Below are 25763 nucleotides of genomic sequence, written 5' to 3' on the forward strand. Positions count from 1 at the left end.
GGCCGTACCATGGCTGGCCACCAGGGGAACCAACGGCAAGAAAAGAGACACCGTCATGTCCGAGAACTCGACCACCGCAACGGACCTCGCGTCGCAGTACACCGCTCAGGTCGCCGACGACCTCGAGCGCAACATCAAGGAGCAGGAGCGGGTGACCGCGGAAGTCGCCGCGTTGCAGGAGCAGTTGACCGTGCTTCGGCACGACCACGCCATCCTGGTGAACATGCAGCAGGCGCTGGGCCTCGTCCCCTCACCCGCCGAGCCCGCGGGCGCGCCCGACACCGCGCACACGGCCGGGGCGGCGCCCGGCGGTGCGACCGTCCCCGCGCCGCGCGGGAGGAGCGGCGCCGGGGCCGGTGCGGAGAGGCCGAAGCGGGCGAAGAAGGCGGCCGCGCGCACCGCGCCCGGCAAGCAGACCCGCAGGCCGTCCGCGGCGAAGGCGGAGCGGCCGGCGGCACGGGCGGCCAAGGCCTCGGACACCCAGGCGCGGGAGACCGCGGTGCAGGGGAGCAAGGCGAAGGAGACCAAGGCGAAGGAGACCAAGCCGGAGGAGAGCAACGCGAAGGAGAGCAACGCGAAGGAGAGCAACGCGAAGGGAACCAAGGCCCGGGCGGCCGGAGCGGACGGGCCCAAGCTGGTCGAACTCGTCCGCCGGCACCTGAGCGAGCAGAACGAGCCGCGTTCGGCCGCGGAGGTGGCCGGCGCTCTCACGGAGGCGCACCCGGAGCGGACCATCAGGACCACGGTGGTGCGCAGCACCCTGGAGGGACTCGTCGCCCGTAACCAGGCTCAGCGCACCAAGCAGGGTTCCTCGGTCTTCTACACCGTCTCCGAGGCCGTCGAGCAGGCGCCGAAGGAGGAGGCGAACCGCTGATCCCCGGCGGTTCGGACGGGATGCTCAGGCCAGGAAACCCAGCCTTTCGCGTCGGACGGGATGCCGGAAGCCCTCGCCGCAGGCCCAGCGCGCGATCTCGGACAGGGCGAGATCGGCCAGCCTGCGCCATTCGTTGCCCTGGGAGCCGGCGAGGTGAGGGGTGAGCAGGACGTTGTCGCACTGCCACAACGGGTGCGAGGACGGCAGGACGTCGGGGTCGGTCACGTCGAGCACGGCGCGGATGCGGCCGGCCAGCACCGCGTCGGTGAGCGCCTCCTGGTCGACCACCGCGCCGCGCGCCGTGTTGATCAGTACGGCGTCGGGGCGCATGGCGTCGATCAGCTCACGGCCGACCAGCCCGCGGGTCCCGGGCAGCAGCGGGGTGTGCACGCTCACGGTGTCGCTGCGCCGGAACAGTTCCGCCGGACCGACCCGCTCCACGCCCAGTACGCGGGCTTCGCCGTCGTCGACGCAGGGGTCGTGCAGCAGGACCTCGATGTCGTGCGGGCGCAGCAGGTCGATGACCCGGCGGCCGATGAGGGACGCCGAGAGGATGCCGACCGTACGGTGGTGGTTGCCGACCGTGCGGGGAGTGCGCAGCCAGTCCGGCCCGGTGCGCGAGGCACGGTACCCGCGCGCGGACTCCAGCACCCGTTTGCCGGTGAGCAGGATCATCGCGAGGGTGTACTCGGCGACCGGCACGGCGTTGGCCGCGGCGGCCGAGGAGACCTCGATGCCGCGTTCCCAGCAGGCGTCGGTGACATGGCCGCGTACGCTGCCCGCGGTGTGCACGACGGCCCGCAGCCGGGGCGCCGCCCGCAGCACGTCCGCGTCGAGGGGCGGGCAGCCCCAGCCGGTGACCAGCAGGTCGGCGTCGGCGAGCGCGGTGCGTGCCCGGGACGTGGTCAGGTCGTCCAGCACCGGGAGCGGGGCGAGGTCGCACAGCCCGGCGAGGGCGGTCAGGGAATCGGCGTCGAGGACGGCCGCGGCGGTGTCAGGGAACATGGCGAGGGCGGCGCGCGGACGGGGGCCGGGCATGGACGCGGTCATGGCGGCGGGAACCTCCTGGTGCGTGCGGGGTCGTGTCACGGCTCCGGTGCCCGGACCGCCGTGCCGGAAGCGCTGAAGCGGGGAGGGGGGAGGAGGGGCGGCGGGCAGTGACCCCATGATGACCACGCCGCGGTACCCCGGAGAGAGAAGGACGCGGAGCCGGGGCGGGCCCCGTGACACGGCTGACGGGGCCCGCGGGGCCGTCGCGGCCGTTCAGCCGCGGGCCGTCACCTCGACGGCGAGGTCGTTGTCGACGGTGTAGTACGGGCGCAGGACGGATCCGCCGACGGTGACCCGCGGGTACACGAAGACCCCTTTGCGGTCCGCCAGGTCGTCCAGGAGGCGGCCGACCCTGATCAGTGGGGCGTCGGCGGCGGGGCGGAGGAAGACGTCCCAGACCCGGGCACCGCCGTCCTCGGCCACGAGTTCCCCGTAGGCGACGGTGAAGGAGAAGCCGTCTCCGGCCCGCCGCACCGGGAAGCCGCGCACCGTGTCCTTGTCGCCCCGAAGCCGCAGCACTCCGGCGGCCCCTTCGGAGAGCCCGGTGCCGTGCAGGCGCGCGTGGACCGTCACCATGCCGTCGGCGATGTCGACGCGGCTCACCTCGGGGTGGGCGGTGCGCAGCCAGGCGCGTACCGCGAGGAACCCGTCGACGGTGGCGTACGGCACCCGGACGGCCACCGGCGACGGCCGGTCCCGCGGGCAGCCCTCGACCAGCGCGCGGACGTCCCGCAGGCCGGGGCGCAGCCGTTCGCGTTCGGCACCGGGGCCGCGCAGCACATACGGGTCCCAGCGGCCCTCCGCGAGCGGGGGCGCCGGTTCCAGCACGGCGCGGACCTCGCCGTCGGAACCGGCGGGCTCGAGGGCGAGCGTGCGGCTCTCCTGCTCGGGGCGGCCCTTCGCGTGGCGCCGTACCAGCAGCAGCCGCGCCGGCGCGGGGGACGGCAGCCGCAGCCGGAAGGTGATCCGGCCGCCGGCACCGGCGGTGCAGTCGGTGCGCAGGTCGTCGGCATGTTCGGTGCTCATCGGCGTCCCTTCCGTACGGCGCGCAGCGCGCTGGTGGCGGCGGCGCGGGCGAGGTCGCGGGCGGCGTAGCCCCCGGTGCGCAGGGTGTGCGGCAGCCCGCTGCGCGCGGGTGCGCCGCGTCCGCCGCCGCTCCTGGCTTCGACGGCCTCCCCGAAGAGGGCTTCGGCCCGGGCGACGACCGGTGCGGGGGCGAACCGGCGCGCGTTGCCGAGGGCCGCCCCGCCCATGCGGCGGCGCCGCTCGTCGTCGCGGACCAGGGCGAGGAGGGCGGAGCCGAAGGCGGCGGCGTCCCCGACCGGCACCAGCAGGCCGTCCTCGCCGTCCTTGATGATCTCGCCGGGTCCGTAGGGGCAGTCGGTGCTCACCACGGGCAGCCCGCAGCGCATGGCCTCGACGATGGTCATGCCGAACGGCTCGAAGTCGGAGGCGGAGACGCCGATGGAGCCCTTGACCCACTCGGCTTCCATGGGGGTCGCCGCCCCCATGAGGAAGACGTTGTTCCACAGGCCGAGCGTCTCGATCCGGGCGCGCAGCCGGTCCTTCTCCTCCCCCCTGCCGTAGATACGCAGCTGCCAGCCGGGGTGCTCGGCGACGACCCGGGCGAACGCGTCGATGATCAGGTCGTAGCGCTTGACCGGGACCAGCCGGCCGGCCGCGATCACGATCCTGCCGGTGCCGTCGGCGGCGGGCAGCGTGGGATCGGGAACGCTGTTGGGGAGGGCTTCCACCCGCACACCGGGGAGCCGCATCTTGCGGCGGTAGGAATCCGCGTCCGCCTGCGTGACGGTGGTGATCAGGTCGAGCCTGCGGTAGGCGCGCCGCAGCACCGTGCGCAGCCCGGCGTGGTGGTTGTCGAGGGTGAGGTGTTCCTGGCCGACGCGTACGACGCGGTCCGGGGCCTGGAGGGCGAGGTGCACGTTGAGGCCCGGCCGGGTGCCGACGACGACGTCGGCGTCGATCGCCTCCAGGTACGCGCCGATCCGCCGGTCCGTCAGTTCGCTGTACGCGCCGTGCCGGTACTCGGCGGCGGGGAACACCTTGGCCGGTCTGCCGTGCAGGGGGTGGTCCCTCTCGTGCCGCAGATCCACCAGCGCCCGCAGCCGGACCCGGGGGTCCGGGGTGAGGCTGGGGCGCTCCCGGTTCCGTAACACCGAGACGACCTCCACGTCGTGCCGCTCGGCCAGCGCGCCGGCCAGGTTGAACGTGGTGGCGACCGTGCCTCCGATCGCATAGGCGTTATGGACCAGGAATGAGATCTTCATGGCGGACTAGACCGCATCGAGCGTTCAGGAGTTGTCCGTTGTTATCACTCTGTGGCCGTGACGGTCACATGAGTTCAACTGCCGGGCCTCCGGCTCTGGATCGTCATGCCGGGGCGGCGGCGGTGCACGGTCAGGTAGGTCAGCCCTTCGGCGCCGGCGGCCAGGCTCCGGGTGGAGCCGTGCGGGAGCCAGGTCAGGGAGCCGGCGGGAAGGGGGTGGGGGCCGTCGGGGGCGGTGAGGGTGCCGTGGCCGGCGAGGACGAGCAGGAGGACGTCGAGGTCGGGCTCGCGGTGGGTGTCGACCCGGTGCCCGGGCGGGAGGCGTACGACGTTGGCGTCGAGCTGACGGCCGGACTCCGCGAGCCGCCACAGGGCACCGGCGGACGCGTCGTCGAGGGCGGCCAGCGCTGCCGTGTCGCACAGGATCCGCGGGAGGGGGATGTCATCGCCCGGTGTGCCGCTGGTCTCTGACGTCATGAGGTGTCACCGTCCCCTGCGCGTGGACGCGCCGGCCGTCCGCGGTCGCTCTCCAAATGGGAATCTAACATGCCTATTTGGGCGGTGAGGTGAGACGGCCCGGGGGCGTCCCCGCCGGAGCGGGCGGAGCTGCCGGTCCGGCGGGAACAGCGGGCCGCCGCTCATCTGCCGTGGGCGCCGGCGTCGTCCACCGCCCAGCCGAGCGGGTACGGTTCCGGTTCGCCGGCGGGTGGCTCGCCGCCGGCCTCGTTGAAGGCGGTGAGCGCGCTGACCAGGGAGGCGCGCTGCGGCGGGGCGAGCCGCTCGACGATCGCCGCGAGATCGGTCCGGCGGCGCGCGGTGACGTCCTCGACGGTGCGGCGGCCCTCGTCGGTGAGCCCCAGCAGTGTCTCCCTGCGGTTGGCCGGGTTGGTCCGCCGGTCGGCGAGGCCGGCCGCTATCAGCCGGTCGACCATGCGCATCGCGGTGGACGGGGCGACGTGGAGCAGTTCGGCGAGCGCGACGAGCTTGGTGGCACCGCGGGTGGAGAGCACCATCAGCATGCGGAACTGCGGCAGCGTCACCCGCTCCTCGACGGCGGCGAGGGACTGGGCGGAGACGGCCACCAGCAGCCGTGAGGCGGTCAGCACCGCGCGGGTGACCGCCTCGACGTCGTCCACGGTCCCGTCGGGGGCGTCACGCTCCGGCATGTGTCCTTTGTACCTCTCCCGGGGCCTCCCACTCATCCGGTGGGCGCGGATCCGGGGTCCTGGTGCCGCTGGTAACGGAGCAGGAGCATCGCGGCGTCGTCGTCGGGCGGCCCTCCCGTGTGCCGGACCAGGTCCTCGCGCAGGGCCTCCAGGGCCCGGTGCGCGTCGGGTTCCTTCAGCAGGTGCGTGCGCTCGCCCAGCGGGTAGAAGCGGCCCTCCCGGTCGCGGGCCTCGGTGACGCCGTCGGTGTAGAGCAGCAACTGCTCCCCCGGGGCGAACGCCACCCGGTAGGGCTCCGGCCCGCCGGCTCCGGGCGCGGACAGACCCAGCGGCAGCGCGAACTCCGGAGGCTCCGGGAAGTCGGTGCTGCCGTCGCGGCGTACGAGCAGGGGGGCCGGGTGACCGTAGTTGAGAAGGACGACCTCCTGGTCGGAGCCGATCTCCGCCAGGACGGCGGTGACGAAGCGTTCGCCCTCCAGTTCCCTGGCCACGCTGCGCTCCACCCGCTCGCCCAGACCGACCAGGTCGGGCTCGTCGTAGGCGGCCTCCCGGAACGCGCCGAGCACCACGGCGGCCGTCTCCACCGCGGCCAGGCCCTTGCCCTGCACGTCGCCGAGGATGACGCGGACGCCGTGCGGCGAGGCCACCACCTCGTACAGGTCGCCGCCGATGCGGGCCTGTGCGACGGCGGACGTGTACGACACGGCCGCCTGCACGGGGCCGGCGGTCAGCGGCACCGGCCGCAGCAGCACCCGCTGGGCGACCTCGGCGATCGACCGCACGTTCGCCAGCTCCGCCTCCCGGCGCGACCGGGCCACGGCGGCCGCGATGCCGACACCGGTCACTCCGGCCACCGACGCCATGGCGGTGTAGCCGCGGGGCTTCACGAAGAGCCCGTTGTACAGGCCGAGACCCACGCAGAGCAGCAGCGCCAGCGCGCCGATCGCCGCGGTGCGGCGCCAGCCGCCGGTCAGTCCGGCGAAGGCCGGCCCGAGGGACACCAGGGGCAGCAGGCCGATCCCCGGGCCCACCATGACGTCGACGACGGCGATCACCGCCATCACCACCAGGGGCGTCCAGGCCAGGACCCTCCGGCCCGATCGCGGTTCGTCGTCGGTCATCTTCCTGCTCCAGCGGTGTCGGGGCACACGAGGGCCGCCCTCTTCCTCCGCGGACGCCCCCTGCCCCGTCTTTAGACTATGCAAAGGTCGTGCAGGGGCCGCGCCCCCCGCAGCGGACCTTTATGCAATCGAGTCCCCCCGACGCGGGGGTGAACGGCCGCCCGGTCCCCTGTCCTTCGGTTTTTGCGCTGTGCAATGATCCTGCCGGGACCCCGGCGAGTCGGCCGAGAGGCCGTCGCGGGCTCCCGCACTCGAGAGGGGGAACGCACGTGACCGCGCAGGGTTCGGACGCCGGCGGACCGCCGGACGAGCACGACGGCGCGCCGCCCGTGCCCGATGACGTCTGGCAGCGGTTCCTCACCGACACCGAGCACGCCATCAGGGCCACCGCCCCCAGGGAGCCCTCCGCACGCCGGCGGACCTCCGGTGCGCGGCCGGAGCCCCCCGCCCGGACCGGGGCGCCGCGGACGGACGGCGGGACCGCGCCGGTCGGTGAGCTGTGGCACCCCGGCGATCCGTGGCAGGGCCCGTCCTGGCGGGACATGGACCGCGGTGCCAGAGTGCGCCGTGTCGGACGCGTGGCGGGCACGGCCGCCGCCATCGCCCTGGTCCTCGGCGCGTGGTCCCAGCTGTCCACCGGGGCGGGCACCCCGGCGGAGGCACCGGACGGCGACAGCGTCCTGCAGCAGTCGGAGGTCGCCCCGGCGGACCTGCCCACGGCGACGTCCGAGCCGCCCGGGCCGGCCTCACCGGCCCCCTCCGAGCCGGCCGTCCAGGGCTGAGGCGTCCCCGGCGTCCGCGCCGGACGTGCCGTACGCGGCGGTGCGGCTCAGTCGCTCAGTGCCGCGAGTACCACGGACTTGGCCTCCTCCTGCACCCGCCGGAGGTGGTCGGGGCCCTGGAAGGACTCGGCGTAGATCTTGTAAACGTCCTCGGTGCCGGAGGGGCGGGCGGCGAACCAGGCGCTGTCCGTGGTCACCTTGATACCGCCGATGGACGCGCCGTTGCCCGGTGCCTCGGTGAGCACGGACGTGACCGCCTCCCCGGCCAGGGTGTCGGCGGTGACCTGGGCCGGGGAGAGCTTCGCCAGGCGGGCCTTCTCCTCGCGGGTGGCCGGTGCGTCGATGCGCTCGTAGGCGGGCTCGCCGAAGCGGGCGGTGAGCGCGGCGTAGTGCTCGGAGGGCGTCTTCCCGGTGACCGCCGTGATCTCGGAGGCGAGCAGCGCCAGGATGATGCCGTCCTTGTCGGTGGTCCACACCGAGCCGTCCCGGCGCAGGAAGGAGGCACCGGCGGATTCCTCACCGCCGAAGCCGAGGGTCCCGTCGACGAGTCCGTCCACGAACCACTTGAACCCGACGGGGACCTCGACCAGTTCGCGCTTCAGGTCGGCGGCGACCCGGTCGATCATCGCGGAGGACACCAGCGTCTTGCCCACCCCGGCCTCCGACGGCCACTGCTCGCGGTGCGCGTAGAGGTAACCGATCGCCGTGGCGAGGTAGTGGTTGGGGTTCATCAGCCCGGCGTCCGGGGTGACGATGCCGTGCCGGTCGGCGTCCGCGTCGTTGCCGGTGGCGATGTCGAAGCGGTCGCGCTGCCGGATGAGGGACGCCATGGCGTACGGCGAGGAGCAGTCCATCCGGATCCTGCCGTCCCAGTCGAGCGTCATGAACCGCCAGGTGGGGTCGGTGAGCGGGTTGACCACGGTGAGGTCGAGCCGGTGCTGTTCGGCGATCCGGCCCCAGTACGCGACGGACGCCCCGCCCAGCGGATCGGCGCCGATCCGCACGCCGGCCGCGCGGATCGCCTCCAGGTCCAGCACCTGCGGCAGGTCCGCGACGTAGGTGCCGAGGAAGTCGTACCGGCCGGTCCCGGGTGCGGCGAGGGCGCGGGCGTACGGCATGCGGCGGACGTCGTTCATGCCGCCGCGGATGATGTCGTTGGCCCGGTCCTGGATCCAGCCGGTCGCGTCCGAGCCGGCGGGACCACCGCTCGGCGGGTTGTACTTGAACCCGCCGTCGCCGGGCGGGTTGTGTGACGGGGTGACCACGACACCGTCCGCGAGGCCCGTGGTGCGGCCCCGGTTGTGGGTGAGGACGGCGTGCGAGACCGCCGGGGTCGGGGTGTAGCCGTCGGCGCTGTCGATGAGCACCGTGACCCCGTTGGCCGCGAACACCTCCAGGGCGGTGACCCGGGCGGGCTCGGACAGCGCGTGGGTGTCGGCACCGAGGAAGAGCGGGCCGTCGGTCCCCCGGCCGGCGCGGTACTCGCAGATGGCCTGGCTGGTCGCGGCGATGTGATCCTCGTTGAACGCGGCCGCCAGGGACGAACCGCGGTGACCCGACGTCCCGAAAGCGACGCACTGTCCCGGATCGTCCAGATCCGGGTGCAGTGCGTAGTACGCCGTGACCAGCCGAGCGACGTCGACGAGATCCTCGGGGCCGGCCGGGCCGCCCGCTCGCTCGTGCTGCATGTGCCCACTCCTCCGCATGGGTTGATTCTTCGCTTGCGGAGACATCTTTCCCCGTCGGGGCCGCACCGCGCGAGTGGGCCCGGCGCCGCCCGGCCGCCCCGCGGTCAGATCCGTCCGCCGGTCATCCTCGTGAGGGGGCCGTGGGTGTGGCGTTCCGCGCGACGGCCCACCGCGTAGGAGGCGGCGGTCAGCGCGGTCAGTCCGGCCGCGGCACCCGCGGCGACGAGCCTGCGGTTGGCGATGACCGTCCAGGCCGTCTTGGCGCCGGCCGCGACCTGTCCCGAGGTGGCGACGACCGCGCGGCGGCCCGCCTCGACGCCCTTGGCGGCGGTCTGCGCGGCGCCGCTCGCCACCTGGGCCGCGCGGCCGGCACCCGACGCGGCCGCTGACGTGGCGTCACCCGCCTTGCCCGCGGCGCCGCGAGCGGCGTCACCGGTGGAAGCGGTCGCCTTGTCCGTAGCCTCCTTGGCCTTGGACGCGACGGTCCGGGTGGACGTGGTCTTCCGGTTCGCGTTCTTGTTCTCTTCACTCATGGACACCGCATTGCCGCAGACTTCCGCACCAAACACGCCCCGTCACGGGGCCCTGCCCCCGCCCGCAGGGCTGAGTCCGTCCGCCGGGGGTACGTGGAATACGGCAGGCACCAGAGCGGACATCCGCGGAAAGGAGCACCCATGCCGAGCATGGTGGAGCGCATCAAACAGTTCGCCCGGAGCCCTCAGGGGCGGCGTACGACCGAGCAGGTGCGGCGGGCCGCCGCCGATCCCCGGCGCCGGGCCCAGGCACAGCGTCTGCTGGGCAAACTCCGCGGGGGTGGCCACCGTTGAGTTCCGGCACTCCCGCGCGCGCGGCCCGGCGACCGGCCGGGCCGCGCGACCGTGACCAGGAAGGACCACCATGACCGGATCATCGGTCCGCGCAGTGGGCTGGGCGCGCTCGCTGCCGCTGGACAGCGAGGTGAAGGCGGCCCGGGACTGGGCACGCGCGCACCTCGACGCGGTGGGCTGGACCACCACCGCTCCCGAAACGGTGGACGCCGTGCTGCTGACCGTGTCGGAGCTGGTCACCAACGCCCACCGGCACGCCCACAGCAGCGCCCAGCTGATCATGACCTGGGACCAGCGGTGTCTGCACATCTCGGTGCACGACACCTCGGCCGCCCTCCCGGCGCCCCGGCGGCCGAGCACGGAACGCCTCGGCGGGCGCGGCATGCTCCTCGTGGACGCCCTGGCCGACGAGTGGGAGGCCCACCCCTGTCCCCACGGCAAGACCGTCACCGCCTGCTTCCTCGGGCCCGGGCCGGAGGAGTCGCGGGACTGAGCGGCCCCCGTGCGGGAGGGGGCGGGCGCGCGGCCGTAGGATCGGCCGGTCCGAGCCTGCAAGGAGCCCCGCCCGGTGACCGCCGTCCTCCCGCCGCCCCGCACCTCCCCGCTGCTGCCGCCCCCGCGGCGCCTGACCCGGGTCGAGGACGGTGAACGACTGCACGCGCTGCTCTGGGTGGCCGGTCCCGGCCGGAGGATGGTCAGCAGTGCGGTGCTCGGTGGGGGCATCGGCGAGCGGGCCTGGGTGCTCAACGCCCAGGTGGCCCACGGCTACCGGCGCACCGATCCCGACCGGCATCTCGCGGGCCTCGCCGCCGCCGCGGGCGCGCGGGGGCCGGGAGTGGGACTGATGACGGCGGCGGACGTGTCGGCGTTCACCCACGCGCACGACGAAGGCGCGGACGCCTTCGTCACGGCCGGCATCGACGTGCGTGGCTGGGCCGCCGTGCCCGGCGCGGGCACGGGCGGGCCGCAGGCGCCGGGTACGATCAACATCGTCGCCGCCGTGCCGGTCCCGCTGAGCGACGCGGCCCTGGTCAACGCGGTGGCCACCGTCACGGAAGCGAAGGTGCAGGCTCTCGTGGAGGCGGGCCACGACTGCTCCGGGACTCCCACCGACGCGGTGTGCGTGATTTCCCACATTCCCGACTCCGGCCAGAGGGAATACGCCTTCGCCGGACCCCGCTCCCTGTGGGGAGCGCGACTGGCCCGTGCCGTCCACGGCGCCGTGCGTGCGGCCGTGTCCGCCGCCTGAGTCCCCGCCCGGCGCGGTCGTACGGCCGGGGGCACGAGGGGCCGACTGAGGACCGCGCTCCGGGGTACCCGGCCGCCCGGCGGGCACACCTTCGCCCGGTTGGGTTGATTTGACGGACACGGATGGGGGACCGTGGCAACCGGATCCCGTTCACCTGACAGAGAGGCGGTGGGGTGCGCACAGCGCGTGCCTGAGCTCGTGATTCCTTCCCCCGGCTTCCCGGCCCACCCGTGCGACGGGCGCGTCAGCGTCGGTCCGTCCTGGAAGGACGCCCCCTACCCGGTCCTGGTCCTCGATCCGAGCGGCGCTGTCCTCGACGCGAACCCACCTGCCCGGCTGCTCCTCACCGACCGCCACGGTGGGGGCGGCCCACCGGACGTGGTGCCGTCCTGGCTGACGGACGCCCACCGGAGCGTCACCGACACCACCGGAACCACTCCGGCGGGCCCGTCGGCCGCCGGGGAGATCGGCGACCGGTTCTTCGAGGCGCATCCGAGCCGGCTCGAGGACGGCAGTGTCATGTGGTGGCTGGTGGACGGCACCGGACGCCGCCGGGCGGAGACCTCCCTGCAGAGCGTGCGGGAGCAGGCGCGGACCCGTGCCCTGGTCTCCAGCACCCTGCTGTCGTCACTCAACGTGCCGCGCTGCGCGGAGGTCGCCGCTCAGCTGGCGGCGGAGCATCTCGCCGACGCCGCGCTGGTCGTCCTGCCGCCCGTGGGGCGCCGCTACCCCGTGACCCACGCCGTGCGCGGAGGGCCGGCCGTGCACGCCTCGCGTCAGTTCGATCCGCGCGCGGTCGCTGGGCTGGTCGAGGCTCTCCAGGGCTTCCCGCCGGTGCCGACGCGCTGGATCGACCCCGGCTCCCTTCCCGGGTGGGTCGTGCCGAAGGGCTTCGACCGGCCGGTCGGCTCCGTCATCATCACACCGCTTCCCGGTCACGGGGTGTCCGCCGGCGCGCTGATCCTGCTGCGCTCCAGCACGGAACGCGCGTTCAGCCCGGACGAGGAGGCGTTCGCCCGGCTCTTCGCCGCACGCGCCGGGGCCGCGCTGTCGGCCGCGCGCCTGTACAGCGAGCAGAGCGCGATCACCACCACGCTCATGCGGGACCTGCTGCCGCCGACGCTGGAGAGCCTGCACGGGGTGGAGTACGCGGGCCGCTACCGCGCCGCCAGTGACCACGAACGGGTCGGTGGTGACTTCTACGACGTGCACCCCGGAGCCGACGCCTCGAAGGAGACGTTCGTCGTGCTGGGCGACGTGGCGGGCAAGGGACTGGAAGCCGCGGTGCTGACCGGGAAGATCCGCAACACGCTGCACGCACTGCTGCCGCTGGCGTCCGACCACGAGCAGGTCCTCACCCTGCTCAACGGGGCCCTGCTCAGCTCGCACCACACCCGCTTCGCCACCCTGGTGCTGGCCTCCGTCCGCAGGGAGGGGCACCGGGTGCGCCTCCGGGTGACCAGTGCCGGACATATGCCGCCGCTCATCATCCGCGCCGACGGCCGCGTCGAGGAGGCGGCCACCCACGGCACCCTCGTCGGAGCGCTGCCCTCCGTCTCGGTGCGGACGGCAGAGGAGGTGCTCGCTCCCGGTGAGACGTGTCTGCTCTACACCGACGGCATCACCGAGGCCCGCGGCGGACCGCTGGGTGACGAACTGTTCGGGGAAGACCGTCTGCGGCAGGCCCTGGTGGAGTGCGCCGGCATGCCGGGTGACGCCATCGTGGAGCGGGTGCAGATGCTCGCCGCGCAGTGGCTGGGCCGCGGCAGGCACGACGACATGGCCACCCTCGCCGTCAGCGCACCCCGGACGGTGCCGACGGCCGACGTGGTCGGCGTCGGCGGACCCCACGGGAGGAACACGTGAGCGAGACCCGCTTGTCGCCCGCCGAGCTGCGCGACAGACTCTGGCAGGCGGTGCTCGAGGGCAGTGAGTTCGACGCCGTCGACGTGGTGCGTGCCGGGCTGGACGCGGGCTGGGACGAGGAGGGCCTGCTGCTCGACGTCGTCGCGGCGGTGCAGACGAAGATCGGCCTGGAGTGGGCCGCCGACCGCATCACCGTCGCCCAGGAGCACGCGGCCACGGCCATCAACGAGCGGGTGATCGCAGCCCTGGTCCACGGTCCGGCGGCGGGCAGGCCCGCCCACCCGTACCGCGGACGGGTGACGGTCACCTGCGTCGACGGCGAGTGGCACGCGTTCCCGGCCCGGCTCGTCGCGGAGGTGTTGCGGCTGCGGGGCTGGCAGGTGGACTACCTGGGCGCCCAGACGCCGACGCCCCACCTCGTGGCCCACCAGCATCACACCAACTCCGACGCCGTCCTGCTCTCCGGGTCGATCCCCACGCATCTTCCGGCGGCGCACGCGGCCATCACCGCCTGCCAGGCGGTCGGGGTGCCCGTCCTGGCCGGCGGCAGGGCCTTCGGCGCGGACGGCCGGTTCGCGCGAGCGCTGGGCGCCGACGCGTGGGCCCCGGACGCCCGCGGCGCGGCCGCCGTGCTGGAGGCCGGCCTGCCGCGGCCCATGGCGGCCCGGCAGGCGGTCGACGACCTTCCGCACCTGGTGGACCAGGAGTACACGATGGTGGTCCAGTCCCGCAGCCGCCTCGTCAAGCAGGTGCTGGCGGACCTGGAGAGCCGTTTCCCGGCGATGCGCGGGTACAGCGACGCGCAGCGGGAGCGGACCGCGGAGGACCTGGTCCACATCCTCGACTTCCTGGCCACCGCGCTCTACATGGACGACGCCGAGGTGTTCACCGAGTTCCTGGACTGGACCTCGGAGGTGCTCGCGGCGCGCGGGGTACCGGTGCACTCCCTGGTGGCGGGCCTCGACATCGTCGCGGAGCAGTTGCACGACTTCCCCCGGGTCCTGGGTTTCGTCCGTGAGGGCGCGGCACGGCTCCGCGGCCCGGCGAGCGACGCCGTCGTTCCCGGCACCACGGTATGAGCGTGCCCCACCGCGCCGGAATGCGCCCCGGACCGGCGCCGGAGACCGGGGCACTGACCGTACCGGTCCGCGGTGAGCTCGACGACGCGGGCGGACAGGAGCTGATCGCCGTCGTGGTGGCGCACCTCGGCAGTCCGGAGCCGCCGCCCGCCGTGCGGCTGGACTTCCGCGAGCTGGAGGGCGTCGACCCGCTGGGCCTGGCCGCGCTGCTCATGATCCACCGGCACACCAGTGCCGCGGGCGCGGTCCTCCGCCTGGACAACCGGCCGCGCAGCCTCGAGCGCCTCCTGCGGCAGACCAACGTCCTCGACCACCTCACCGCGGCGGAGGCCGGGCGGACGGGGCCGGGCGGCTGACGCCGGACCCCGGCCGGTGTTCCGTCAGCCGGACCGCCGCCGCCCCAGTCCGGCCAGACCGCGCAGCACCGGCCCGCGTCCCCGTTCGGGCACGGTCCACAAGGTCTGTCCGCGTACTCCCCAGCGCTCCAGCAGGGCGTTGGCGGCGAGGAATCCGGTCGTCGCCGCGCGTTCCATGAGGGCCACGGGCAGGCCGGTGCGCACCAGGTCGCCCGCCACCACCAGCCCGGGGTCCGGCGTGCGAACCGTCGGCCGGTCCTCGTACCCCCCGACGGGGAACAGGGGGCAGTCGGACCGCCACAGGTGGCGGGCGTCGACGACCGTGGCGCGGGCCGTCTCCGGGTAGACCCGGTGCAACTGGTCGGTCAGCCGCTTCTGCTCGGTCTCCGGTGCGTCGCCGGGATGCCGCGCGTAGGCGTGCAGTTCGACCACGGAACCTCCGGTACGGGCGGCCCAGCGGGCCGCTTCGTCCTCGTAGCGGTCCAGCACACTGATGTTGTCGAGGCCGTCGTATCCGCTCGTGCCCAGGAACGCCGGCCGGTCGGGGGCGACGGGCCGGTCCAGCCACAGGCGGGTGACCAGGAAGGGCGGGGCGTTGCGCAGGCGTGCGACCCGTTCCCGCCACGCTTCGTCGCCCAGCCTGCCGGAGCGGGCGACGAGGGACCGCAGTCCCGCGGCGTCGAGGGCGAGGACGACGGTGTCGTGGCGCCGCTCCGCTTCGGCGGTGGCCACCTCGAAGCCGCCGTCCGCGGTGGGGGCGACGTGCTCCACCGCCGTGCCGGTGCGGATTCCCGCGCCGTGCCCGCGCAGGTAGTCGGCCAGGGGTTCCCACAGGGCGGCGGGGAAGGGCGCGTCGGGCACGTCGAACAGCAGGCCCTCGGCGGAACCGAGGAAGTAGATGTGGAACATCAGGATCATCTCGGCCGCCGACAACTGCCGGGGGTCGGCGAAGAAGCTGCGGGAGAACACCTCGAACGCCAGGTGGCGGGCGCTCGGCGGGAAGCGGACGGCGTCGAGGAAGTCGTGGGCACTCACGCCGTCGAAGTGTTCGTACACCTCGGGCACGCGCACGTCGAGCAGCGGGAGGGCCGCGACCGGGTTCATGCGGCGCAGGTCGGCCGGGCGGAAGGACGGGCTGAGGGCGACGAAGCCGAGCGCGCTCCACGGCGGGGTGCGCGGCACGTGGCGGAAACTGTCGCGCGGTCCGTCCGCGTGGTGCAGCGGGTAGTCCGCCAGGCCGGTGAGCCGCTCCAGTCCCGGATCCGTACGGCGCAACAGACCGCGCAGGTTGTAGTACTGGCGGAAGAAGGCGTGGAAGCCGCGGCTCATGGTCGCCGGGGTGCCGTCGGCCAGGGCGACCGGCCAGCCGCCGACCCGCCCGCCCAGGAAGGGTTCCCGCTCGTAGAGCGTCACGGACACGCCGCGCTCGGCGAGCGCGGTCGCCGCCGCCAGTCCGGCGATCCCTCCGCCGACGACGGCGGCCGTCGGGCGGGCGCCCTCGATCCGGGGTGCGCCCGGCGGGGGCGCGAGCACGCGGGCCCGGCGGTCCCGGCCGTGCCGGGTGGCGCCGGGGCGGCCGAGGGGCGTCATGCCCCGGCCCCGTTCACCGTGCGGGGGCGGCGGGCCACGAAGGTGTGAGTGATGCCCGTCTGCCATCCCGGCAGCGGCAGGACCCGCACCGCGTCGAAGCCGGTGGCGCGCAGCCGTCCGGCGAACCGGTCCGCGGTGTCGAACTCCACGACGCTGCGGTGCAGATGGCGGTACAGCTCACTGTCGCCGAACACGGTGGCCACCGGCTGGACGATGCCGCGGCACACCGCGCTCCAGACCGCACGGTCCGCGCGCCGCCCGCCGAGGCTGTATTCGTGCACGCCGAGTCTCCCGCCGGGGGCGAGCAGGTCGCGCACGCTGGTGAGCACGGCGTCGGGATCGGACACGTTACGGAAGAGGTAGGCCGCGAAGACCGCGTCGAACGGCCCCTCCACCCCGGCCCCGGCCAGCCCCTCCGCCGCCGCCCGCACGAAGGTCACACCGTCCGGCCAGGGTTTGGCGGCGGCCCGTTCGAGCATGCCCTCGGAGGCGTCCACGGCGACGATCCGTGCGCCGGGCAGCACCGCGGCGAGCGCGGCGGTCGACGCGCCGGTGCCGCAGCCGAGGTCCAGGACCCGCAGGCCCTCGCCCCGCCGCGGCAGCCCCAGGCGGCGGGCCGAGCGGCGCAGATGGGCGTGGTAGCCGGGGTTGGCGGCCACGAGGGCGTCGTAGCCACGGGCCGCGTGGTCGAACGCGGTGGCGAGGTCCTGGTCGCGCAGCAGCAGGGTCATGCGGTCTCCTGGGGCAAAGGGTCCGGACGGGGACGGGCGGGGTCAGGGGCCGTCGAACGGGCGGCGGGGCAGGGTGGGCAGTTCCAGCGCCGAGCGGAGCATCGGGCCGACCGGGGCGTGCAGGCCGACGGCGAGGTCCTCGTAAAGCCGGGTACGGCCGTCGAGGAAGCGCAGCAGGCGCCGCATCGGCACCCGGGCGAAGAGACGGGCGAACAGCGCGGGGCCGTCGGCCCGGCCGCCGGCCAGGGCGCGCAGCAGCACGGCGTCCATGGCCCGGGCCCGGGCCGAATGGGCGGGGGGCGGCACCGGGACACGGCCGCGGTGCAGGGCCGCGGCGACGGCACTCGTCTGCCGCTGGATACCGGCGAAGGTGTAGCCGGTCGAGGGGCGGGTGGCGCCGCCCGCGGCGCCGATGCGGAAGACGGACGCACCGACCCGCCGGGGCATCGGGGCGTCGGTCATCGGGATGACGCCCGTCTCGGTGGAGAGGACGCGCAGTGCGCCCAGTCGGAGTACGTCCTCGGCGTAGTGCCGTACCGCAGCCTCGTAGCCGTCGGCGGTGAGCGGGCACGGGGAGAACTCGGTGTACTCCACCAGCGCTTCACGGCGGCCGACGGGCAGGACGTAGCCGAAGGACAGACCGTCGGCGGGCTGGGGGGTGCGGAAGTCCATCAGATCGGCGGTCCAGGGGTCGAAGACCGGGCGGGCGGTGCGCACGAACCAGCCGTGGAAGTGCTGCAGGAGCGTGGTGCGGGCGGCCGGCAGGCTGCCCGGCGGGCGTGAGTCGAACACCCAGCGGGCCCGCAGGAAGCGCGCCCCGCCGGTGGTGTCCCGCAGATGGACCAGGGCCCCGCCGGGCACGTCCTCCACGGTCTCGACGGCCGCCTCGAGCCGGCGTACGGCCGTGCTGCCGGCCAGGTCGCGGGCGACCAGGTGCTCGAAGTCGTCGGACCGGATCATCTTGTAGCGCAGGGGCTCGATGTCCCCGTCGATCTCCCGGCCCGAGGGGGCACGCACCCGCAGCTGCCGCCAGGTCGCCGTGACGGCGGCGTCGAAGCGGCCCGCGCCCGCCTCCCAGAAGCACCACGTGCGGCGCGGGGGGCGCAGCGGTCCCGGCGGGGCGTCCACCAGGACGACCGACGGCGTCCGGGTGCCCGGCGCGGTCCGCGCCAGGCGGTGGGCCAGGGACAGCCCGGCGGCACCCGCCCCGACGATCGCCACCTCGGCGTCCAGCACGACGGCACACTCCTCCCGATCCTGACGATCCACACGTGGCCAGCATTCCTGTCTGTGTGCCCGATCGGATGCAGGCCACTCGAAGGTGTGACGGACCGCCACCGATGAGACACGGCGCTCAGGGGGAAGGCATGCGGCGGCAGTTCGTCGGACCGTTCGCCCTCGTACTGCATCCGCGTGACGTGCGCGAGCGGAAAGAGGTCGGGCACGGAACGATCGGCGTCAGGACGAGAGGAACCGGGATGGGGCGCTCACAGACGGAGGATCACGGCACGGCGGGGCCACGGCTCGTCGGAGGCCCGGTGCTGTCGGCACCGGGCCCGCCCGACGGCGCCCTGCCCGGCGTTCCGTACGACACCCAGCACTTCGCCCTCGCATCGGGGACCGAGGACGCGTCGGTCGTGGACCGGGACGTGTCCGGAGCGGTCGGCCGCGTGCTCGAGCAGGTGCTGGCCGACCGGATGGCCCGGGCACGGGACGTGCACCCGCTGTTCGGCGACGACGTGGCCGGACGCGTCGCGCACTTCACCCGCGCGGGCGGCAAGCGCACCCGTTCGCGTTTCGTGTGGTGGGCGCTGCGCGCCTGCGGCGGCGGGGGCGCCGTCCCGGTGGCCGCGGCCCTGCGGATCGGTGCGGCACTCGAGCTCGTGCAGACCTGCGCGCTCGTCCACGACGACGTGATGGACGGCTCCGCGCTGCGCCGCGGGCGGCCCGCGCTCCACGTCGACGTCGCCGGCCAGTACGCGGACGCCGCGCCGGGCGGGCGGGCCGAGCAGCTCGGCGACGGGACCGCGATCCTCGCGGGCGACCTGGCGCTCGCCTGGGCGGACGACCTGCTGGCCGAGACGCCGCTCGAACGGCGCAGCGAACGGACGGTGCGCCGGCTGTGGAGCGACATGCGCACGGAAATGGTCGCGGGCCAGTACCTGGACCTGCACGGTCAGGCGACCGGTTCGCGGTCGCTGCCGCGCGCGCTGCGCGCCGCCCGCCTCAAGAGCGCCCTGTACTCGGTCGAGCGGCCGCTCGCCCTCGGTGCCGCGCTGGCGGGTGCGGACGACGGCACCACGGCGGCCCTGTGCGCGGCCGGGCGCTGTGTGGGAACGGCGTTCCAGCTCCGTGACGACCTCAGCGACGTGTTCGGTGATCCCCGGACCACCGGCAAGCCGGCGGGCGGGGACATCAGCGAGGGCAAGCCGACGTGTCTGGTCACCCTCGCCCACGCCCGGGCCGAGGCAGCCGGCGACCGCCGGTCCCTGCGGGTGCTGGACCGTCTCCTCGGCCACGGCCCGCTCACCGAGGAGCAACTGGAGGAGGTGCGGGAGGTTCTGACGGACACCGGGGCGCGGCGCACGGTGGAGGCGATGATCGACCGGCTGGTCGCCCAGGGGCTGCGCCACGTCGACGGTGCCCTCCTCGATCCGCACGGCGGGGAGCGGCTGCGGCTGCTGCTGGCCTCCGCGGCGGGTGAGGGACCCCCGCGGGAGGCACCACCCTGCGGCGGCCGGCCGCGGCCGGTGCGCGCCGCCGGCGAGGGGGCCGGCCGGTGAACCGCACGGTTACGGGACGTACGGATCACGTCGTGGTCGTGGGCGCCGGGCTGGCCGGGCTGTCCGCGGCCCTGCACCTGCTGGGCGCCGGCCGGCGCGTCACCGTCGTCGAGCGGGACGCGCTGCCCGGCGGACGCGCCGGGCGCCTGGATCTCGACGGCTACCGGATCGACACCGGCCCCACGGTGCTGACCATGCCGGACCTGGCCGACGAGCCGTTCGCCGCCGTCGGGGACAGTCTGCGGGGACGTGTGGAACTCGTGCCGCTGCACCCCGCGTACCGGGCGGGCTTCGCCGACGGCAGCAGCATCGACGTGCACACGGAGGCCGACGCGATGGCCGCGGAGGTCGAGCGGTTCGCCGGTTCCCGGGAGGCCGCGGGATACCTGCGGCTGCGCGACTGGCTGGAACGGCTGTACCGGGCGCAGATGCGCCGTTTCATCGACGCCAACTTCGACTCCCCGCTGGGCCTGCTGAACGCAGACCTGGCCCGGCTGGCGGCACTGGGCGGTTTCGGGCGGCTGGACGCGCGCATCGGGCGGTTCCTGGGGGACGAGCGGCTGCGCCGTGTGTTCTCCTTCCAGGCCCTGTACGCGGGCGTGCCGCCGGCCAGGGCCCTGGCCGCCTACGCCGTCATCGCCTACATGGACACCGTCGCCGGGGTGTACTTCCCGCGCGGGGGGATGCACGCCCTGCCGCGTGCCATGGCGGACGCCGCCGCCGACGCGGGCGCCGACCTGCGGTTCGGCCACGAGGTGAGCCGCCTTGAGCGCTCCGGCGACCGGATCACCGCCGTCGTCACCGACCAGGGCCGGATCCCCTGCGACGCGGTCGTCCTGACCCCTGACCTGCCCGTCGCCTACCGGCTCCTGGGCCGTTCGCCACGGCGCCCCGCGCGGCTGCGGCACTCCCCCTCCGCGGTCGTGCTGCACCTCGGCACCGACCGGACGTGGCCGCAACTCGCCCACCACACCATCTCCTTCGGTGCCGCCTGGCGCGGCACGTTCGGCGAACTCACCCGCGAGGGGAGGCTGATGAGCGACCCCTCGCTGCTCATCACGCGGCCCACCGCCACCGACCCGGACCTCGCCCCGCCGGGACGCCACCTGCACTACGTCCTCGCTCCCTGCCCCAACACCGACATCGGCCCGGACGCCGCCGCGTGGACGGACCTGGCCCCCCGCTACCGGGACGACCTGCTGCGGGAACTCGAGCGGCGCGGCCTGGCCGGCCTGGCTGCCGCCGTCGAGACGGAGTGCGTGGTGACGCCCGCGAGCTGGCACGAGCAGGGCCACGCGGCCGGTACTCCGTTCTCCGCGGCCCACACCTTCGCCCAGACGGGGCCGTTCCGGCCCCGCAACCTGGTCCGCGGCACCGAGAACGCCGTGCTGGCCGGCTGCGGCACCACCCCCGGCGTCGGCGTGCCGACCGTGCTGCTGTCCGGGAAGCTGGCCGCGGCACGGATCACCGGCGGTCCCAGGCGACCGCGTGTCCCCCTCACCGCGACGCAGGAGGCTTCCGCATGACCGACCGTGAACTGGACGCGGCGGGCGTCGGCGATCCGGCGCTGCGCGAGGCGTACCGCCGCTGCCGGGTGCTCAACGCCCGGCACGGCAGGACGTACTTCCTCGCCACCCGGCTCCTGCCCGTCGAGCGGCGCCCGGCGGTGCACGCGCTGTACGGCTTCGCCCGCTGGGCCGACGACATCGTCGACGCGCTGGGTACCGGCGCGGACACCGCGCGCCGTGACGCCGAACTGTCCGCGCTCGAAAGCGAACTGGACAAGGGACTGCGGGACGGCGACAGCGGCGAACCGGTGGTCCGGGCCCTCGCCGACACGGCACGCCGCTACGGCATCGACCACGCCCACTTCACCGACTTCATGGCCGCCATGCGTGACGACCTGGTGGTGACCGACTACGCCGACTACGCGGAGCTGCGCCGGTACATGCACGGCTCCGCCGCGGTCATCGGGCTGCAGATGCTGCCGGTCCTCGGCACGGTCGTCCCGCGCCCGGCGGCCGAGCCGCACGCGGCCGCGCTCGGGGTGGCCTTCCAGCTGACCAACTTCCTGCGCGACGTGGGCGAGGACCTGGACCGGGGACGCGTCTACCTGCCCGCGGACCTGCTCGCCGCGCACGGCGTCGACCGGGCGATGCTGCGCTGGAGCCGGGACACCGGCCGCCGCGACCGGCGGGTCACCTCGGCGCTGAGGGAGTTCGAGACGCTGACCCGGGGCGTGTACCGGGAGGCCGCACCGGGGCTCGCGATGCTGGAACCGGTGTCACGGCCCTGCATCCGTACGGCGTTCGTGCTGTACGGCGGCATCCTGGACGCCGTGGCCCGGGACGGCTACGCGGTGCTGCACCGCCGGGCGGTGGTCCCCCGCCGGCGGCGCGCGGTGGTCGCCGCCGACGGGCTCGCCCGGGTGGTCGCGGCCCGGCTGAGCGCCCGTGGCGGCGACGGGCCCCCTGACGTCCGTCCGCTCGATCCGTACCCGGCCGTTTCCGAGGGGGTCGCATGAACACCCGGTCCGCGGGCGGGCGCCGGCGTCTGCCGCTGTCCCTGCGCAGGCGTGCGGTGCCGTGGGACCGGCAGCGTCCCACCTGGCGCGAGGCGCGGCCGGCGGTCATCGCCGAGGCGCTGAAGCGGGCCCAGGCACGTCCGTCCGGCAACTGGTACGTGGTGGGCGCCTCCCGCGACCTGCGCGCCGAGCGTCCGCTGGCGCGGACCGTGGCGGGGCAGGAGGTGGTGCTCTGGCGGGCCGCCGGCGGCCGGCCGGTGGCCGGGCCCGGGATCTGCCCGCACCTGGGCGCGCCGCTGCGGGACAGTCCCGTCCGCTGCGGGACGCTGGTGTGCCACTGGCACGGACTGGCCCTGGACGGCGGTCCCTTCGCGGGGTGGGAACCGTTCCCGGTGCACGACGACGGCGTACTGCTGTGGATCCGCCTGGACGCGGTGGGCGGCGAACCGCCGCTGGACGCGCCGGTGGTGCCGGTACGGCCGGACCGTGCCCTGGCGGCCGTGTACACCGGGGTGGGCACCTGTGAACCCGAGGACGTCGTGGCCAACCGTCTCGATCCCTGGCACGGGGCCTGGTTCCACCCCTACTCGTTCGTCGACCTCACCGTGGCCGGCGCGCCGGACGGCTCGGAGGGGAGCGCGGACACCTTCACCGTGGACGTGTCCTTCAAGGTGGCGGGGCGCCTGGTGGTGCCGGTGCGGGCCGAGTTCACCGCGCCCGAGCCGCGCACGGTCGTCATGCGCATCACGGAGGGCGAGGGGGCGGGCTCCGTGGTCGAGTCCCACGCCACTCCGCTGGGCACGGACGACCGGGGACGGCCCCGTACGGCGGTAGTCGAGGCGGTGGTGGCCGGGTCCGACCGTCCCGGTTTCGCGCTGGCGCGCGGCGCGGCGCCCCTGCTGCGCCCGCTGGTACGGGCCGCCGCCGGCCGCCTGTGGCGCGACGACCTGGCCTATGCGGAACGCCGCTGGTCACTGCGCTCCACGGGCCGCTTCCCGGGCTGACCCCCGGCCTGGCCCGCCCCGGAGCCCGTGCGCGACCGGGGACACGGCCGGGCCGGGCCCGACGGTCCCCATCCGGCCCGGGCCGGCCCACGACGCGGCCCTGGCCGGAGCGCGACTCGGCCCTGGCCGGCCGCCGGCGGGCCGACCCCGGCCGGACTCCGAGCCGGCCCCGGCACGGGCCCGGCGTCACCGGTCGTCCCGGGCTCGAACCGACGCCGGGTACCGGCCGGCGGGACGGTGCGGGTCGCGGGCTGGTGACGGTGGGCCCGGGACGGGGGGGGGTGGACGGGGTGACCGTGGGCGGGTGTTACGGGTGGGGGCGGGTCGCGGCCCGGTCGGCCTCGCCGCCCGCGCCGAGGAACCCGGTGGGCCGCATGGGCGCCTCGGCCTCCAGCCGGGCCAGCTCCCGGCGGGCCACCCGGAGCACGACCGGGGGCAGCGCGGCCCGCGCCGCCTGCGCGAGGCGCAGCCACCGGGGCACGTAGACGGCCGTGCTGCGGTGTTCCACCGCCACCGCGAGCCGGGCGGCGACCTGCTCCACCGCGTACAGGCGCCGGGCGGGCGGCGGCATGTGACCGCGCAGCTCCCGCAGGACGGGATGACGGTCGGCGTCGCGGATCATGTCGGTGTCGGTCCAGTTCAGGTACCCGATGCCGACGGCGACCCCGTGGTGCGCCACCTCGGCGCGCAGGGAGTGGGCGAAGGCCTCCACACCGGCCTTGGAGGCGCAGTAGGCGCTCATCATCGGGGCGGCGCCGATCGAGGCCAGCGAGGCGACCTGGAGGTAGTAGCCCTTGGTCGCCAGCAGATCCGGCAGGAAGGCACGGGCCGTGGCCGCACTGCCCGTCAGGTTGACGTCGATCACCCGCCGCCACTGGGCCGGATCGGAGGTGACGAACGGGCCGCCCTCGGCCACCCCCGCGTTCGCCACCACGGCGGAGGGAGCGCCGAGTCGCGCCCTGACCCGGTCGGCGGCCTCGTCCAGGGCGGCCGCGTCGGTGATGTCGGCCTCGCACACCAGCGCGTCCGTCGGCAGGCTGTCCGCGACCGCCGCCAGCCCCGCCCCCTCGTGGCCGAGCAGGGCGATGCGGGCGCCGCGCCGGGCGAGGTCGCGGGACAGGGCCGCGCCGATGCCCCGCGCGGCACCCGTCACCACGACGGTGCGGTCACGGAGCGGGGAGTCGCTCATCGTCCGTCCCCCTCCTTGTCGCGGGGCGTGTCGGGGCGGGCCGTGTGGTCGGGATGGCCGGCCGTGCGCCGCGCCTCCTTCATCTCGGCCTCGTACAGATGGTCCCGGCCCTCGGCCAGCTCCTCGACGGCGGCCTGCTCGAGTTCTTTGAAGGGCTGGTAGTACGTGGAGTCGTACGCCTCGACGATCTGGAACGTCCAGTGGCCCGGGATCACGTTGCGGCCCAGCACCTGGGTCCGCACCGTCTCGGCCCAGTCGGCGTGCCCGGCCTTGTGCAGCAGTTCCACCGCCCGGTCCAGTTCGAGGTCGGCGGTGCCGGTGAGCTGGTGGAAGCTGTAGAGGTGGCCCCGGGCCCGCTCGATCGTCTCCAGTGCCTTCGACAGCGACCCCAGCGCCTCCACCGTCTCGTCGCTGACGCCCTCGGGGCGCCGATGGGCGTGGTCGGGGCGGTCGTCGTGTCCGGTCATCGTCTCGTCTCCGCCTGTGGTCGTGGGTGTCGTGGCCCGCCGGGGTGGTGTCCGCGGGGCCGCTCCGGTGTGCCGGTCATCCGTCCCCGGCCCTTCGTCCGGCGTCCGGTTGTCTGCGTCCGGTGCGGTCGCGCCGGGTCAGCAGGCGCTGGGCCCCGGCCAGTGAGGGGGCAAGGTGGCGGCGCAGGGCGGCGCGAGCGGCGTTGGCGCCCGGCGCGCCGTGCACGCCACCGCCCGGATGGGCACCGGCGGACGCCAGGTACAGGCCCTTGACGGGGGTCTCGGGGCGTCCGGTGCCCGGGACCGGCCGGAAGAACAGCTGCTGGTGCATGGCCGTGGTGCCGCCGTTGATGGCACCGCCGTGCAGGTTCCGGTCGAGCGACTGCAGCGTGGGCGGGGCCAGGACGCGCCGGGCCCGGATCCTGCTCCGGAAGCCGGGCGCGAAGCGTTCCACCTGGCGCTCGACGCGGTCGGCCATGATCTCCTGCTCGGCGGCGGTCCAGGCGCCGGTCAGCGATTCCCCGCCCGCGTCGCCTTTGACGTCGTGGGGCACGTGCGTGTACGCCCACGCGGACTCGGTGCCCCGGGGGGAGCGGGAGGGGTCGGAGGTCGTCATCTGGCCGAACAGGCAGAAGGGCCGGTCCGGGACGCTGCCGGTGGCGAGCTGGGCGGCGAACCGGGTGAGCTCGTCGAGGCCGTCCGCGAGGTGGACGGTGCCGGCGCCCGCGGCCTGCTCGCAGCTCCAGGGCACCGGGCCGTCGAGCGCCCAGTCGACCTTGAAGGTGGCGAAGTCCCACTGGAAGCGCCGCAGGTCGGACAGCACCTGGGCGGGCAGGTGCTCGGGGGCGACGAGTTCGCCGTACAGCGCGGGCACGGCCACGTCGGCGAGGACGGCACGGCCGGCGGCGACCGTCTCACCGCCGGCCGTGCGCACCCCGACCGCCCTTCCGCCGCGCACGACGACGCGGTCCACGCGCTGCCCGCAGCGCAGCACCCCGCCGAGCGACTCCAGACGGCGCGCCAGGGCCTCGGTGAGGGCGCCGGAGCCGCCGGCCGGCACGGGGAAGCCGTATGTTTGTCCGAGCATCGACATCAGCCAGCCGAAGCCACCGCTGCCCGCGGCCTCCGGC

At 75.0% G+C, this 25763-nt stretch carries 26 protein-coding genes; 12 read left to right on the forward strand and 14 right to left on the reverse strand.

Annotation, left to right across the window (positions count from 1 at the left end):
- Positions 1-55 precede the first annotated feature (55 nt).
- Positions 56-874, forward strand: coding sequence for a prolipoprotein diacylglyceryl transferase (locus BU52_RS21475; protein WP_037936819.1), 819 nt, complete (start codon positions 56-58; stop codon positions 872-874).
- 24 nt (positions 875-898) lie between these two features.
- Here BU52_RS21475 and BU52_RS21480 read toward each other — a convergent pair whose 3' ends face one another.
- The 6 genes from BU52_RS21480 to BU52_RS21505 all read right to left on the reverse strand — a co-directional run bounded on the left by BU52_RS21480 (position 899) and on the right by BU52_RS21505 (position 6498).
- On the reverse strand, positions 899-1924 hold the full coding sequence (locus BU52_RS21480) for a hydroxyacid dehydrogenase (protein ID WP_037936822.1): 1026 nt from the start codon (positions 1922-1924) through the stop codon (positions 899-901).
- Between the two features lie 213 nt (positions 1925-2137).
- A complete protein-coding gene (locus BU52_RS21485) occupies positions 2138-2950 on the reverse strand; it encodes a hypothetical protein (protein WP_037936824.1) in 813 nt (270 codons plus the stop codon).
- Positions 2947-4212: a glycosyltransferase family 4 protein gene (locus BU52_RS21490; protein WP_037936825.1), complete on the reverse strand. Its 1266-nt coding sequence runs from the start codon at positions 4210-4212 to the stop codon at positions 2947-2949. The genes BU52_RS21485 and BU52_RS21490 overlap by 4 nt, the downstream gene beginning before the upstream one ends.
- Before the next feature lie 74 nt (positions 4213-4286).
- Positions 4287-4688: an AraC family ligand binding domain-containing protein gene (locus BU52_RS21495; RefSeq protein ID WP_037936826.1), complete on the reverse strand. Its 402-nt coding sequence runs from the start codon at positions 4686-4688 to the stop codon at positions 4287-4289.
- A gap of 161 nt (positions 4689-4849) precedes the next feature.
- Positions 4850-5377: a MarR family winged helix-turn-helix transcriptional regulator gene (locus BU52_RS21500; protein WP_037936827.1), complete on the reverse strand. Its 528-nt coding sequence runs from the start codon at positions 5375-5377 to the stop codon at positions 4850-4852.
- Positions 5378-5409: 32 nt separating this feature from the next.
- Positions 5410-6498, reverse strand: coding sequence for a PP2C family protein-serine/threonine phosphatase (locus tag BU52_RS21505; protein WP_037936828.1), 1089 nt, complete (start codon positions 6496-6498; stop codon positions 5410-5412).
- A gap of 269 nt (positions 6499-6767) precedes the next feature.
- On the opposite strand from BU52_RS21505, the gene BU52_RS21510 reads away from it, so the two are divergent.
- A complete protein-coding gene (locus tag BU52_RS21510) occupies positions 6768-7280 on the forward strand; it encodes a hypothetical protein (protein ID WP_037936830.1) in 513 nt (170 codons plus the stop codon).
- Positions 7281-7327: 47 nt separating this feature from the next.
- On the opposite strand, the gene pgm is transcribed toward BU52_RS21510, so the two are convergent.
- On the reverse strand, positions 7328-8968 hold the full coding sequence (pgm, locus tag BU52_RS21515) for a phosphoglucomutase (alpha-D-glucose-1,6-bisphosphate-dependent) (RefSeq protein ID WP_037936831.1): 1641 nt from the start codon (positions 8966-8968) through the stop codon (positions 7328-7330).
- 104 nt (positions 8969-9072) lie between these two features.
- Positions 9073-9501, reverse strand: a complete 429-nt coding sequence (locus BU52_RS21520; RefSeq protein WP_107061224.1) for a hypothetical protein — start codon at positions 9499-9501, stop codon at positions 9073-9075.
- Positions 9502-9642: 141 nt separating this feature from the next.
- Here BU52_RS21520 and BU52_RS35720 point away from each other — a divergent pair, with 141 nt between their 5' ends.
- The 6 genes from BU52_RS35720 to BU52_RS21545 all read left to right on the forward strand — a co-directional run bounded on the left by BU52_RS35720 (position 9643) and on the right by BU52_RS21545 (position 14345).
- The gene (locus BU52_RS35720) at positions 9643-9795 is read left to right on the forward strand and encodes a hypothetical protein (RefSeq protein ID WP_167343530.1); all 153 of its coding nucleotides are present in this window, start codon (positions 9643-9645) and stop codon (positions 9793-9795) included.
- A gap of 70 nt (positions 9796-9865) precedes the next feature.
- A complete protein-coding gene (locus BU52_RS21525) occupies positions 9866-10288 on the forward strand; it encodes an ATP-binding protein (protein WP_037936835.1) in 423 nt (140 codons plus the stop codon).
- Positions 10289-10363: 75 nt separating this feature from the next.
- Positions 10364-11044 (forward strand): adenosylcobinamide amidohydrolase, encoded by a 681-nt coding sequence (locus BU52_RS21530; protein WP_037936836.1) that lies wholly within the window; start codon positions 10364-10366, stop codon positions 11042-11044.
- A gap of 186 nt (positions 11045-11230) precedes the next feature.
- The gene (locus BU52_RS21535) at positions 11231-12910 is read left to right on the forward strand and encodes a PP2C family protein-serine/threonine phosphatase (RefSeq protein ID WP_235216388.1); all 1680 of its coding nucleotides are present in this window, start codon (positions 11231-11233) and stop codon (positions 12908-12910) included.
- Positions 12907-13989, forward strand: a complete 1083-nt coding sequence (locus BU52_RS21540) for a cobalamin B12-binding domain-containing protein (protein WP_037936838.1) — start codon at positions 12907-12909, stop codon at positions 13987-13989. Before BU52_RS21535 ends, BU52_RS21540 begins: the two co-directional genes overlap by 4 nt.
- A 2-nt stretch (positions 13990-13991) precedes the next feature.
- A complete protein-coding gene (locus BU52_RS21545; protein WP_235216389.1) occupies positions 13992-14345 on the forward strand; it encodes an STAS domain-containing protein in 354 nt (117 codons plus the stop codon).
- Positions 14346-14369: 24 nt separating this feature from the next.
- On the opposite strand, the gene BU52_RS21550 is transcribed toward BU52_RS21545, so the two are convergent.
- Genes BU52_RS21550 through BU52_RS21560 form a run of 3 tightly spaced genes read right to left on the reverse strand, consistent with a single transcriptional unit; the run spans position 14370 to position 17902 of the window.
- On the reverse strand, positions 14370-15935 hold the full coding sequence (locus BU52_RS21550; protein ID WP_078903368.1) for an FAD-dependent oxidoreductase: 1566 nt from the start codon (positions 15933-15935) through the stop codon (positions 14370-14372).
- Entirely contained in the window at positions 15932-16666 is a 735-nt protein-coding gene (locus tag BU52_RS21555) for a class I SAM-dependent methyltransferase (protein WP_037936840.1), read from the reverse strand. Before BU52_RS21555 ends, BU52_RS21550 begins: the two co-directional genes overlap by 4 nt.
- Before the next feature lie 42 nt (positions 16667-16708).
- A complete protein-coding gene (locus tag BU52_RS21560; RefSeq protein ID WP_037936842.1) occupies positions 16709-17902 on the reverse strand; it encodes a lycopene cyclase family protein in 1194 nt (397 codons plus the stop codon).
- 242 nt (positions 17903-18144) lie between these two features.
- Between BU52_RS21560 and BU52_RS21565 the strand changes: the two genes are divergently transcribed.
- Genes BU52_RS21565 through BU52_RS21580 form a run of 4 tightly spaced genes read left to right on the forward strand, consistent with a single transcriptional unit; the run spans position 18145 to position 22977 of the window.
- The gene (locus tag BU52_RS21565; protein ID WP_078903372.1) at positions 18145-19449 is read left to right on the forward strand and encodes a polyprenyl synthetase family protein; all 1305 of its coding nucleotides are present in this window, start codon (positions 18145-18147) and stop codon (positions 19447-19449) included.
- Positions 19446-20975, forward strand: coding sequence for a phytoene desaturase (locus BU52_RS21570; protein ID WP_037936843.1), 1530 nt, complete (start codon positions 19446-19448; stop codon positions 20973-20975). Before BU52_RS21565 ends, BU52_RS21570 begins: the two co-directional genes overlap by 4 nt.
- Complete coding sequence (locus BU52_RS21575; RefSeq protein WP_037936846.1) at positions 20972-21973, forward strand: phytoene/squalene synthase family protein; 1002 nt, start codon at positions 20972-20974, stop codon at positions 21971-21973. Before BU52_RS21570 ends, BU52_RS21575 begins: the two co-directional genes overlap by 4 nt.
- On the forward strand, positions 21970-22977 hold the full coding sequence (locus tag BU52_RS21580; RefSeq protein ID WP_037936849.1) for a DUF5914 domain-containing protein: 1008 nt from the start codon (positions 21970-21972) through the stop codon (positions 22975-22977). The genes BU52_RS21575 and BU52_RS21580 overlap by 4 nt, the downstream gene beginning before the upstream one ends.
- 307 nt (positions 22978-23284) lie before the next feature.
- On the opposite strand, the gene BU52_RS21585 is transcribed toward BU52_RS21580, so the two are convergent.
- The 3 genes from BU52_RS21585 to BU52_RS21595 all read right to left on the reverse strand — a co-directional run.
- Positions 23285-24166: an SDR family oxidoreductase gene (locus BU52_RS21585; protein ID WP_037936850.1), complete on the reverse strand. Its 882-nt coding sequence runs from the start codon at positions 24164-24166 to the stop codon at positions 23285-23287.
- Positions 24163-24633, reverse strand: coding sequence for a hypothetical protein (locus tag BU52_RS21590; RefSeq protein ID WP_037936851.1), 471 nt, complete (start codon positions 24631-24633; stop codon positions 24163-24165). The genes BU52_RS21585 and BU52_RS21590 overlap by 4 nt, the downstream gene beginning before the upstream one ends.
- A 76-nt stretch (positions 24634-24709) precedes the next feature.
- Positions 24710-25763 (reverse strand): phytoene desaturase family protein (locus BU52_RS21595; protein ID WP_037936912.1); only part of this gene is annotated, 1054 nt, incomplete at its 5' end.

The sequence above is a fragment of the Streptomyces toyocaensis genome (assembly GCF_000725125.1).
GTDB lineage: Bacteria > Actinomycetota > Actinomycetes > Streptomycetales > Streptomycetaceae > Streptomyces > Streptomyces toyocaensis.